Raw genomic sequence first — 12,476 nt, 5'->3', positions numbered from 1 at the left:
AATTGCTTATTAAGGCAAATTTAGGTGTAATGAATACATAATAAGCGCTGAGCAATGCAGGGAAAGCTTCATTAATAATAGATTCGCTGTTCAAACCAAATGATTTGGCTAATGTCTCTAAAAAGCAAATTCCCATAGCATAAACAACACCAACTCTGACACACCGAGAAGGTAGCGCCTCAGTCCAACAAGCGATTATGCAGCACATACTGCGTGTCGCATAAATACTAAAATGTTAGGCTCCAACTCTATTTACAACCGAGGTTCTAGTTGAAATATATTTCTATTGATGGTGATGATGTAGGTAGAAAGATTACATCATATTATTTGAGTAATGACTGCAACGGGCTTGAGGAGTTAAGCAGCTCTATTAGGGCTTCTACAAAGGCAATATCAGTTAAGCTTCAGGAACATGGATTTGACATCATTTTTTGCGCTGCCGATGGAGTCGCGGCGTCTACGAAACAAGATATTGACATGAAATCTATATTCTCCGAAATAAGGAAAATATCTCCAAATGGAGTTACTTTTTCCGCAGGGTCTGGGTCAAGTATTCGTGAATCCTATATTGCTTTAATTTCAGCTAAGAGCAATGGGAAAAATTGCCTTCATGAGTATTCAACATTAGATGATTACAGCAAGGATTGCCAAATTGTTCAGGATCGTTAAGTTTGACCTACTTTTAAAGTACATTGCTCTTGCTACCGTTGTCATCAGTATGGGTATTTACGCCCTTGTACAAACATACTGGCTACCTGATATATCGCTATTTAAGGTTATTACGATATCTTCAATAGTAAGTACCTTATTAATTCTATTACTATTGACTTCCTTTATATCTCGGAAGATATGGGCTGTTTTAGCTTGGTTTGATAAATCAATGTTTCCTGATCTAAATGGAACATGGGAAGGCGAAATCACTTTAGAAGATGGTAAAAAAATTTCGGCTAAAGCTGTGATTCGACAATCGTTACTTGCAACTCAAATTGACATGCATGGCGAAACGACTAAATCAATAACCCTGGAAACAACGCCAACAATTGAGCAGGGACAAAAGAAGCTATATTACGTCTATCGTTCAACTCCAAAAACACCAGGATGGCCTTCTTATAATGGCTCTACATTATTTGATATAAGGACTATAGACTCGGGGAAAGGAAAAATGTATGAACTTTCTGGTCACTATTACACTGATCGAAAAACAATTGGCAGGGTTCGGCTAACTCAGATTAGCAAGGATTCAAATAATGACGTTTCATTTTACTAAAAAGCCTAACAAGGCGCTGCTACGGTTAAATCACGGAGAAAGCTATGCATGATTATGCTGTATTTGGACATGATAGATCTACTATTGGAAGGTGGTTGGGGTTTATATCTATTGCCCTCTCAGGTGGAGTCGCTCAGCTATTGGCTATTGCTAGTAATCTAAGTGGTATTGAGGCATTTACAAAAGCAACAATTACCACAGGCGTAGTATATTTTTTACTCCATTGGATATTCAATAAATGGGTATGGAAAATTTCATTTTTTGAAGTTCCAAACTTAAATGGGGAATGGGAACTTAAGGGGCAAACGCTAAATGATGATGGGACTACTAAATTCGATTGGGAAGGTTCTATTGGAATTGAGCAAACTTGGAAAAATATCCAAGTACACCTAAAAACAAAAAACAGTCAAAGCGAAAGTTATACTGCGACGCTTTCTAAGCGGTTCGGTCCAACAGGTGGCTGGCTTCTTTCATACAGTTACAAAAATGAGCCAGAAATAGAGCAGAGCCATGAGTTGAATTCTCATAAAGGTTACTGCGAAGTTGAGTTTAATAAAGAACTAACGGTTGGTAAAGCCTCCTATTTCAATAGTGCAGGAAGAAAGACATTTGGTGTTATGAGTTTAAAAAGGATTCAATAATGATTGACTTTGAAAAACGGTTGAAATCGCTTAAAGAGCGCAGACAAGGAACTCGTGAACGAGCTATTTATGATTCTATGGAGTCTTTTTCTGCCAATAATGCAATACAGCGTGGGGTTGATGTCAGGAAATCAGAATCATTTGAAAACCTGAATGAAGTCGCTGGTGTCAAATACGCGATAGGCGCAATGTCCGCTGTGGAACCAGCATCTACAAATGTATCTATTGATGAGGGTAATCGAGTAGCTGATAGTCTTATTAAGAGTTTGCAAAATAGTGGTGAATCTGTCACCAAGCGGCTTCAAGGCTCAGTGGCTTTAGATATTCACATCAAAGGGCATTCTGATGTTGATATGCTTATCATTGTTACTAACCCTGTAAATATTGAACTTCCTACAGTAAATCCAAATGGATACTCTCCCGCAACAGACACTAGAGGTTTGATTAATATTGCTAAGGATGTGAGGGAAAAATCAGAACGTATTCTGCCTATTAGCTTCCCCAAGGCAGAAGTTGATAGTTCGGGAAACAAGTCAATTGCTTTGGAAGGTGGAAGCTTGAGACGAAAAGTTGATATTGTTCCAGCCATTTGGTTTGACACAATAAGATACCAGCGTTCAGGTCTAGAAAGTGACCGAGGTATTAAAATATATCATAAAGCAGATCATGAATTTCATCTTAACTATCCATTTACCCATATCAAAATGATAAATGATAGAGATTCATTGTACTCAGGAAATCTGAAATCTGTAATCCGACTATTGAAGAACATGATTGCTGATATGCCTGACTACAAGAAGAGAACTGCGAAAAATTTGAGTAGCTATGATTTGGCTGCAATCGCATTTCATATGAATACAGATTTAGATGTACCTAGCTACATGAAGTTGGCACTTGTGGAGAAAGCTCGTGCACATTTAGCCTTTCTTAATTCTGCAAAAACTTATCGTGATACTCTCGATGTTCCTGATGGTAGCCGAAAGATATTTAATGAAGAAAGTAAGACTGAAGCTTTAGAAATTCTTACAAATGAAATTTCAGACTTAGCTAAAGCGATTTATGAGGAGCTCAAGCCTTATAGCCAGAGATATGATGCAAATGTCATCCTCAATAAGTCTGTATTTTAGCCCTAACAAACGCATGTTGTCGGACTGGTTTTCCGCTGCGATCCAAACCAGCCGCAAATGCAGGCGTTAGCCCATAGAAATTCACCTAATACAGCCGACGACCTAAAACATTTTTGTCCAAAAGTGAGTTTCGAACTTTGTTGTCTACTTTATTTGAATAGCCATTTTTATAGCGCCTAAGTTTCAATTTTTATTGTCATATTTGACCTCTGGTAGCCACAATATAAACGAACTTCGGAAGTAAAAAAGTTTTAAACTTTAATGACCTCCGACGTTTATCACTCCATTGTTTATACTTTTTTGAGAAATTACCAATGATTAAACCCAACTTTAGTTAGTAACATGCTTGTTGATCCAATCCCATGTAGCTTTATCTAACCACCCTGCGTAATCACGAGTTACTTTTATTACTAACAAGTCATCATTATCATCTATCTTTTTTCTGAGCCTGTCCGATAATTGCTTCGCATTTTCTGTTGTAGATATTAACCAAACCGAATCAAGTGCATGACACCAGCCCGATGACAACTTTATCTCATCGTATAGCGCACTGTAGTTTTGCCCAGATTTATTTAAATCATAAGTTACACAAAAAACTGCCATAGAAACTCCTCAATATAAAATACATTAAAAACATTTTATTAGTTGTAAGTATTATTACTTATCTAAAATAACAACTTCTTTTGGTGCTTTCTTTATTGCTTAAAAATAGCAGCATTTCATCTAAACATTCTGCTCCGATTTTATCCTTTCAAGCATACTTACTGTGGCACTTATAAGGTTCTCTGCTTCGGAGCTACGACATATTTACCAACTGCTCTAACCATCCATTCATGAGTTTCATTTTCTGCATAGTTTTTCGACTATTGAATTACTATACCCTTGAGATTTTTTTATCCGCACGTTTCGCTTACACTCCCATTCATCGACAGGATCACTTTCATTCCACTCTTGGATAATCTGTATAACGTTATTATTTAACGATACACCATACATCTGAATCATATACAAATATACGCGAGCTATGTCTCCTCGCACCTTTTCTGCTGGTTCCGCTGTATCAGAATTAAAATCCACTTCAAAGTCACATTGGCCATAATTACGAGTCTCACCGGTAATTATGGAAAACTGAAAGTTTGAACGATCTGCATTTAATTCTCCAACGGCTGGCGCTAAATTAACCAAATCATCATGAGCACGACGAAAAGTAGGCACTGTTTCATATGCGCAATCACGGCCTGTTAAGTATTTACCATTGGGCTTTTGACATTCTGAGTAGTTTTCTTGGTTCTGCCATTGTTCTAACTCGCCACCAATTATGTAAGCCGGCATAATATGCTCCCATTCGACTCTTGATACACGAGCATTTGGTTTACCAGTACTAGTAACTGGATTGCGGGGAGTGTAGCCACACGACAATGCATCAATCATTGTTTCATGGGTATTTCCATCATTGTCAGCATCATCTATATCGTCAAAAACAAAGTCACACTGACAATAAAAAGTTGCATTATAGTCGTAATAAACTTCTCTTTCGGCTTTGGATTTTGCGTTACTAAAACTAGTTGCATAGTTTTCAGGTAAAGGAGGGAGATGTGTTCTAGTAGGAACGCTTTCGCCTACTTCATTATGGCAATGGTAATCATTATTCATTTTATCAGTATGACAACCTTCGGCGTTAGTTCTGCCACTATGAGGTTGAGCTGAAAAAGGAGCTATGATCAAAACAAACAGTACGAATTTATATACCATAATGACTTCCCTGAAAGTTAACGATGTAGTTCCTAAAACATTTTCAATCATTAAGTTAGTATAAGTTAATTATAAAAGCTAGCCGATAGAGCTGAGTCTACGGATCATCTAGCTAAGTATATTAACTGATGTCTTTGTGTGCTTGAGCTGGCAGCTAATGTGTACTAGCGTGATGATCATTGAGGGTATTATAGAGTATACAAATCAATAATTGTCACAGCTGTTTTAAAGCTGAATTTCTTGCATTTGTCATGAGTATGCACTAATTTTGGGGTCACATTAATAAAGGATTATATTAAGTATGAAAACATTAAGGGAATACCCAAAACCAGATAGGCCTGCAAATCCAACTCCACTAGATATGGCAATTTATAACTTTGAACTCAAAGCTAAAAGTTATCACGATGAAAGCATCAAAAAAAACCCAAGCGCCGAAAAATTAAAAAAGCTAGCTTTAGATTATGACCATTTACAAATAGAAAAAAAGAGGATTGAATCTGTATCGATTGCTCAGTCTGCTCTTGAGTCGTATCGCGCTACTAGAAGCCATTCGTCACGTAAAGCTTTACTTGAAGAAACTCATCATACAACCAATACCACCAATAATTTAGCCCGATTTCTTTTTGCTGTTGGTGAACCAAAACCGACGAAATATCATGAGGCACACCATATTATTCCTGGTACAGGGCGTGATAACAAACAGGCTGTATTACGAGCAAGATTAAATTTGCACATGGTTGGTATTGGTATTAACGACCCTCATAATGGCATTTGGTTAATTAATTTTGTGAGACATAAAGAGAATGACTGGGCCACTAAAGAATCACCTCCACACCGAAAGTTGCATAGGTATAATTACGAAACATGGATTGGTGAAAGTTTAGGTGGAAGCATGACAAAAGACAAAGGGCTGTTTGTTAATAAACTACGCAATGTGAAAACAATGATTAAAGCAGGGACGTTACCTAGCAAAATTTTCGAAGAAAAAGATGAACTATGGAAAGGTATATGAATACGTACTTACTGAGAAAACCCACAGAAACATGTGATGTAATTGACCTCGATATTGTCGAGATGACAAATCAAATTATTGATAAGACTGGCCAGTCGTTTGATGAAATACTTGAAGTAGTCATGGATGATATTCCAAGAGGGGAAAAAACCTTACTTGAATTATCTGCAGATGGGTTTGAATGCAAGCATGAGCCACGAGCAAAAAAACAAAATTATGATGTAAATCTATATGGCTCCTTTTTAGTGCTTAATCGACGAGCGTATGAATGTCTTAATGAAGCTATCATAAATTGTGGTGAGTTCGTTCCCTTAAAAACTGACAGTGAAGAAATGTTCTTATTTAACACACTCAATTTTGTATCTGAAGATTTAACATTGACAGAGAAAGCATATCTTGATGGTTATGAGGATGGCCTCAAAACGTTAGTATTTGATACTAATCAAATACAAGATAAGTTGCTTTTCAAGTCAAAATTGCAAGGAGGCCTTTCTATTTATTGTACTGATGATTTTAAAAAGTTAATTACAGATAACAATCTTAGTGGCATTAACTTTAATAAAGACTTATTGAGCTGCTTTTAAGAAAGCACTTTAATCGGAGACCGCTACCTTTATTGAAGTCAAGTTACCTAATGCAATCTATCATTAACATTATGCCCAGACGTGAGCTGATTAAATACCTTATTTGTGGGCTTTAGCAAGACTATTTAGCGTAAGCAAAACAATAATATGAAAGCCCTCTTTACTTTTTTGCATTGAAATTAATATCGGTCTTTCACTTAACTACTTTGCTTATGCTAAATAATAATAACCACACTGTAGTATCTAAAATCCCATCAGCTACTGCTATAACCTGTATAAATAACTTATGGCTTCCCTCTTTAAATACAGCCTGCACTGTAGGCGGCTCTTGTTCGCTAAACATATCAACTTCTGAATAATTTATATAACTATCTTCACTCGTTACGCCATAAAGTGCGATTCGACTGAAACAAATTGAGTCATAAATGAGCTCGGGCCGAATCAATTAATACACTTCACCACATAGCACAAGGCCGTTCACAAAATAGTGAATTTAACGAGCATATATGCTATTTTGTTCAAATATAAACATGAAGCGTTCATAAAAAGGCGAATATAATGAAACATGCGCGTGAGGTAACAAAAATAATTGAGGGGGGAGTACTTGGGAAAATTAATCAAGTAAAAGCTTACACAGAGTTTCTTGCTGATAAATTAGAGGTTGATGGTGAACATAAAGCTGCAAAAAGATTACGTGATACAATCTCTAGTAGTTTGTTGGCATCAGGCTACAACTTAGCATCTATTTCAAATCAATTACGTTCTCCTGTTGATCAAGATAGTCACATGTCACTAGCTGACATCACTTATCCAGAATTAGGCAATACTGATTCCGCTATCCTTGACTCTGTAACAAAAATACAAATTGAAGAATTTATCTCGTTTTCACTTAAAGCTGAGAAACTGGCTGATGCAGGATTGAGTAGTGCACCATCCTTATTACTATATGGCCCTCCTGGTTGCGGAAAAACATTACTTGCAAATAATGTAGCAGCTCAACTTGGGCTACCGTTATTCACTGCTCGCTGCGACTCCTTAGTCTCCTCACTTTTAGGCTCGACTTCAAAAAACATAAGGTCGCTATTTGACTTTGCTTCTCAACGACCTTGTGTTTTATTTCTTGACGAATTCGATGCATTAGCAAAAGCCAGAGACGATCAACATGAATTAGGTGAATTGAAGCGTGTCGTTGTTAGTTTACTCCAAAATATTGATGCACTTCCCAAAGACACTTTAATCATTGCTGCAACAAATCATGAGCAATTATTAGATCCTGCTGTTTGGAGAAGGTTTGAGCTTCGGGTTCGACTTAACCCCCCAACATCCATAGCAAGAGAAAAGATTTTCCGTAGTGAATTATCTAAATTTGCACCTGCGAAGTTTCAAAAAGCTGTTGAACACTCAAATGGGCTTTCAGGAGCTCTAATTTCCCAAATTTGTACTGCGGCCAAACGAAAAGCTATTTTAAATGATGAGAAACAGGTTTCGGAACAAGACTTACTATTTAGAATTGCATTGGTTCGTTATTCTGATGTAATAGAGATAGAAAAGGATATCTCAGAAAAGCTGCTTACTCTAAAAGAGTTAAACTCGGAGTTATTTACAGTAAGACTTCTATCAAAAATATTTGGTGTGTCTACAGGAAAAATATCTAATTTGCTAAATAGGAATGGAAATGAGCAATAAAAACAACCCAATTCAATCTGTTAAAGTTACCCAAAAAGATTTTAAGGATGTTCCTTCACCAAAGCCGAACTCAAAACCAATTAGGGAGGTAACAAAAGAACTGGTTGACAAACTGAAAGCAGATATCGAGCAATCAGCAATTGAATTACGCAACCACTTTAATACCGCCCCAAATGTGCCAGCAGTATTAAAAATTAGGCTCCTAGAAAATGCTCTAGCCAAATCTCACAGACCAGACAAAGTATTTAAAGACACTACCTGCCCAATAATAGGAACTGCTGATTTTGGGGTTTTACTTGTGAGTGCGAACGAAGACGGTATTAGTCAATTAAAAACGAGAATTCAGTCTACAGCTAAATCTATTCAGCCTGATATCGCCGTAATAGAAGAAATTAGTGTCTTCTCCAGTGATGACCGGCTCCATGTAAATAGCTTCGAAGTGTCCAATTTTAATGCCAAAAAGTATAAAGTTCATTTATTTGATCATCTAAAAGAGCGTCAGAATGAAAGAATAAAAGAATATTTCAATAACTCTACAGCACAGATGACTTTGGATGTTTCTTTCAAAGAGTATTCATCACATACGAGCTTTCATACTGTTAAAGTACAGAATCAGCTATCTATTCAAAGTTTAGCAAAAAATATCGCAGTTCGATCAATAGAGGAAATGCCAACATATTCCCCTTCAGATTTTAAGATTGCAACAAGTCCTGTTGGACCACTTGATAGTTCAATGCTTCCTGATCCTCTTCATGGCTTTGATTATCCTGTAGTTGCGGTAGTTGACTCTGGAATCTGCCGTACATCAAAGCAAATCAACAAATGGGTCATTAGCAGAAAGTCATTTGTTCCAGAAGAGGTAGTAAACACTTCTCATGGAACAATGGTTGGAGGCCTGATAGCTTCACCTAGCTCTCTGAATTACCATGAAGAAGGTTTTCCGAACACTCAGGCAAAGTTAGTTGATATTACGGTTTTTGATACAAGTGGTAATGCCTCTGAAGATGATTTAATGGAAATGATTTCTGAAGCGGTCGAGCAATTTCAAAATATAAAAATATGGAATTTATCGATAGGCCGCAATGAACCTACAAAACTAAACTCTTTTTCTGATTTTGGCTGCTTTCTTGATGACTTAAGTGAAAAATACGGCATTCTCTTTGTTGTTGCTTCAGGAAATCACAATACGTTTACCACAAATAGATCAGACGAGGACAAGGCTCGTGAAAGTAGGGTGTCTTCTCCAGGCGATTCTCTTAGGGCCCTAACCGTTGGTTCAATAGCTCATAAAAAAAATCCTCAGTCTGCATCAAAAGAAGGGCAATGTTCCCCATTTTCAAGAATTGGACCTGGGCCAGCGTTTACACCAAAACCTGAAGTAATTCACTTTGGCGGAAACTGCACAGAAAATGGCGGCTATGCTCAGATTGGCGTTTTATCTTGTGGCCCAGAAGACCAAATATATGAATCAGTAGGAACAAGCTTTTCTACTCCAATAGTTTCATCAATCGCAGCAAATGCATGGCAATCGATCGAGAAAACTATCAGAGCAACACCTGAAAAAGTAAAAGCCCTTGTTATTCACTCTGCTGTACTAGACTGTAACGGGTACGAATACGCAACAGGCTTTGGAAAGCCGAGAGATATTGATAGTTTACTATATTGTTCAGAGAATCAAATTACCTTGATGTTTGAAGTAGATGTCCGACATGGATTAGTAGAGTTTGACAGAAGCCCTATACCCTTACCTTCTTCAGTGCAGGACAAAGGTAAGTTTAAAGGTGAGGTTGCAATGACATTGGTTTATTCACCACCATTAGATCAATCTTTTGGTTCGGAGTATAGCCGAGTTAACATCAGTGTCTCCATGGGTGAAACGAAAACAATTCTGGATGAAGCTACTGGCGAACTTAAAACTTCATTCTCAGGAAAGGTACCACCACTACCTAGCAATAAGAAAGATCTTTACGAAATAAACCAATTAAAAAACTCATTCAAATGGTCACCGACTAAAGCCCACAAAAAGAAATATCCACAAGGCACTAGTGTGCAGGCATGGAAATTAAAAATGGAGTCAACCATTAGAGCCGAGGAAAAAGTCCCTATCACACCTCAAAAAGCTGTACTGTTAGTAACAGTAAAATCGATTAATGAAGGAACGGATTTATACAATGATACGGTCAGGCTACTTAAAACGAATGGCTGGATATTGAACCCGATTACTATAACAGTTCCAGTTACCGTTACAATTAACGCATAGTGTAAACATATTAAACACTAACGCCAAATTAGCTTTGCTTTTATAGTAGGGTGCAGGCTTTTAGCCTAGCTCCCTATCCTATATTAAAATGGTCTGTAATAAATAAGTAAGTAAATATTTTTTTGTTAACTCAATCTCCATCAAGCAGTATGATCTTCAATATTTTATTAAAGGGCGTTTTTTATGAATGAATGCAATACGAATAGGGATGATGTTGATATCGATTTTATAAAAATAGTCACTGGTGGGAAAATAACCTACAGCTCAAACCCATTGGATGAAATTAAAGTTGTTAGTGCAGGTATAATATTTAGTGACGTGACTCTATTTAGGAAAAGCCTTTGCTGGAACTTAACTTTTCTTGCAAAAGCAACTGGGGTTAGCATGAAGACAATTGAACGCCATAAAAAGAACAATAAGCCTTTTAATCTATCGGCAAGTCAGAATATGTTGGAGCTAGCAAAGCTATCATTGGTTGGTGTTGCCTACTTTGGTGATGTTAATAGATGGAACCATTGGTTAACGACCCCACATATTCAGTTCCATAATAACAAGCCCACATCTGTTATTGACACTATACGCGGACGTGAGCTAATTAAACGGATAATTTGCGGACTTGAACAAGGGTTTATAGCATAAATATAGAAGTATTATTATTTACTTAACCTATTTATAAACTCTATTACTTTAGGAACTTTATCTAACAATTTAATTTTGTCATCAGCCAATATATTCAAATATTTTTTAGCTAACTCCGGTTTCGGGTAATATTCATCAAGTTGAGGCATAATACGCTCATAAATGGATTTTGCTGCAAATTCAGTTGCTGCAATTGGTATGCAAATATTTCCTAATTCATGTGATATCTCAAACTCTCTTATTACTCCATTTGCTTCCACAATTTCATCATTTTGCTTTTTATTCCCAAAAATAAATATTGAAATACCGCATAATGAAATCATCTTTTGTCTATAATCTTCCCATAATTGCTTTAGCTCTGTATTACCTGTTTGAAATTGAGGAAAAGGCCGTAGCACGAGTTGCGACTCTGAATATTTCATAGGCCTAGAATATATAGCTTCTAATGCTCCATTGATGACAGAGCTACCAACACCCCATCCAAATCCATTAACAACTCTCAAGTCACTTTCTATCAATCCCTTTGATAGCTGATGAATAAAATCAATTGCTTCCTGACGTTCGAAAGGACTATAAACCTCAGCGCTTCCTGATATAAAGACTGTGCGCTTTTTAAAACGCCTTTCAATTTCTCCAAGGATATCTGTTATTTCAGAGAAGTCTGATACAAGTAAGGTTTTAATACCATATCTCTTCAAATCATTTATTATGAGCGCTTGTTTTCTTAAGTTATAATCATAAGAAGCCTGATCAGGGTTGGCTTTATCCCCTAACGTTGGTTTTTTTGTTATGCAATAATGCTGTTTTTTGTCTTGTGAAAATCTAATATTTAAACGGCTCAACACATAATCTAGATTTGGATCTGTAAAACTAAAACCAAGAAATAAAAATGTTCTCGTTGTAAGCTCTCCAGTTAGTGCATTAATAAATGGTTCATGTGTTTGGTGATACTTTTCATATTGCTCCTTTGTCAAAATTGCATCCGTAGATTGCAAAGCATCGCCATGCATTTTGTATAAGACTAAATCTCTTTTAGTTCTACTCGTTAAGAGCTGCTTAGCGCTATGCTTTATATCTGGGACTTTCCCTTCTTTGATAAACGTATCTTCAATTATAGAGTCGTAATTAGTAGTCCAAATAGACGTAATAGGTAAACGAGCCAGTATTCGATGGTTTTCTGTTTCCTCAGTATCTTCGACAAACTCATCAACAATTTTTTGACTTAATCTATCTCGAGTCCCATTTTCATTAACGTGATACTGCGCAATTGATACGAGATCTGTTTCAATATCAATATTTAACCCTAGCTCATGAGCTATATCTCGTAATAAATCAGGCCAATTAACAAAGCCTGCTGGAATAGAGAGGCCGGCACCTGCGAATACTGATGCTGTCCCTTCATGTAATTTTTTTACATAATCTTTAATAAATGATTCTACTTCATTGCTAAACGTCATTGGGTTCTAAGTTCCTTTTATAATGAGACATAATTTTAACTGAGCCGTGTT

12 protein-coding genes are annotated in these 12,476 nt (G+C 36.7%); 9 read left to right on the top strand and 3 right to left on the bottom strand.

The window, feature by feature from the left end:
* Nucleotides 1-270: 270 nt before the first annotated feature.
* Genes QL986_RS10370 through QL986_RS10355 form a run of 4 tightly spaced genes read left to right on the top strand, consistent with a single transcriptional unit; the run spans nt 271 to nt 3,035 of the window.
* Nucleotides 271-669, top strand: coding sequence for a mCpol domain-containing protein (locus QL986_RS10370; RefSeq protein ID WP_165744477.1), 399 nt, complete (start codon nt 271-273; stop codon nt 667-669).
* Nucleotides 653-1,267, top strand: coding sequence for a hypothetical protein (locus tag QL986_RS10365; RefSeq protein WP_165744476.1), 615 nt, complete (start codon nt 653-655; stop codon nt 1,265-1,267). The genes QL986_RS10370 and QL986_RS10365 overlap by 17 nt, the downstream gene beginning before the upstream one ends.
* A gap of 44 nt (nt 1,268-1,311) precedes the next feature.
* A complete protein-coding gene (locus tag QL986_RS10360) occupies nt 1,312-1,908 on the top strand; it encodes a pancortin-3 (RefSeq protein WP_165744475.1) in 597 nt (198 codons plus the stop codon).
* Nucleotides 1,908-3,035: a hypothetical protein gene (locus QL986_RS10355; protein WP_290190742.1), complete on the top strand. Its 1,128-nt coding sequence runs from the start codon at nt 1,908-1,910 to the stop codon at nt 3,033-3,035. Before QL986_RS10360 ends, QL986_RS10355 begins: the two co-directional genes overlap by 1 nt.
* Nucleotides 3,036-3,365: 330 nt before the next feature.
* Here QL986_RS10355 and QL986_RS10350 read toward each other — a convergent pair whose 3' ends face one another.
* Together QL986_RS10350 and QL986_RS10345 are read right to left on the bottom strand one after the other, a co-directional pair.
* Complete coding sequence (locus tag QL986_RS10350) at nt 3,366-3,638, bottom strand: hypothetical protein (protein ID WP_290171233.1); 273 nt, start codon at nt 3,636-3,638, stop codon at nt 3,366-3,368.
* Between the two features lie 237 nt (nt 3,639-3,875).
* Nucleotides 3,876-4,787 carry an endonuclease gene (locus QL986_RS10345; protein WP_290171232.1) on the bottom strand — a complete coding sequence of 304 codons (912 nt, stop codon included), beginning with the start codon at nt 4,785-4,787 and terminating at the stop codon, nt 3,876-3,878.
* A gap of 301 nt (nt 4,788-5,088) precedes the next feature.
* Here QL986_RS10345 and QL986_RS10340 point away from each other — a divergent pair, with 301 nt between their 5' ends.
* The 5 genes from QL986_RS10340 (at nt 5,089) to QL986_RS10320 (ending at nt 10,968) form a co-directional block, all read left to right on the top strand.
* Entirely contained in the window at nt 5,089-5,799 is a 711-nt protein-coding gene (locus tag QL986_RS10340; protein WP_290191514.1) for an AHH domain-containing protein, read from the top strand.
* Nucleotides 5,796-6,383, top strand: coding sequence for a hypothetical protein (locus QL986_RS10335; protein ID WP_290191513.1), 588 nt, complete (start codon nt 5,796-5,798; stop codon nt 6,381-6,383). Before QL986_RS10340 ends, QL986_RS10335 begins: the two co-directional genes overlap by 4 nt.
* A 558-nt stretch (nt 6,384-6,941) precedes the next feature.
* The gene (locus tag QL986_RS10330) at nt 6,942-8,069 is read left to right on the top strand and encodes an ATP-binding protein (protein WP_290171226.1); all 1,128 of its coding nucleotides are present in this window, start codon (nt 6,942-6,944) and stop codon (nt 8,067-8,069) included.
* Entirely contained in the window at nt 8,059-10,329 is a 2,271-nt protein-coding gene (locus QL986_RS10325) for a S8 family peptidase (RefSeq protein WP_290191512.1), read from the top strand. Before QL986_RS10330 ends, QL986_RS10325 begins: the two co-directional genes overlap by 11 nt.
* A 183-nt stretch (nt 10,330-10,512) precedes the next feature.
* Entirely contained in the window at nt 10,513-10,968 is a 456-nt protein-coding gene (locus QL986_RS10320) for an antitoxin Xre/MbcA/ParS toxin-binding domain-containing protein (protein WP_290171222.1), read from the top strand.
* 14 nt (nt 10,969-10,982) lie between these two features.
* Here QL986_RS10320 and QL986_RS10315 read toward each other — a convergent pair whose 3' ends face one another.
* Complete coding sequence (locus tag QL986_RS10315) at nt 10,983-12,425, bottom strand: SIR2 family protein (protein WP_290191511.1); 1,443 nt, start codon at nt 12,423-12,425, stop codon at nt 10,983-10,985.
* Nucleotides 12,426-12,476: the final 51 nt, after the last annotated feature.

Origin of the sequence: Pseudoalteromonas sp. APC 3250 (assembly GCF_030407915.1) — a bacterium.
Classification (GTDB): Bacteria; Pseudomonadota; Gammaproteobacteria; order Enterobacterales; family Alteromonadaceae; genus Pseudoalteromonas; species Pseudoalteromonas tetraodonis.
This window is presented reverse-complemented; position numbering and strand designations above follow the sequence as displayed.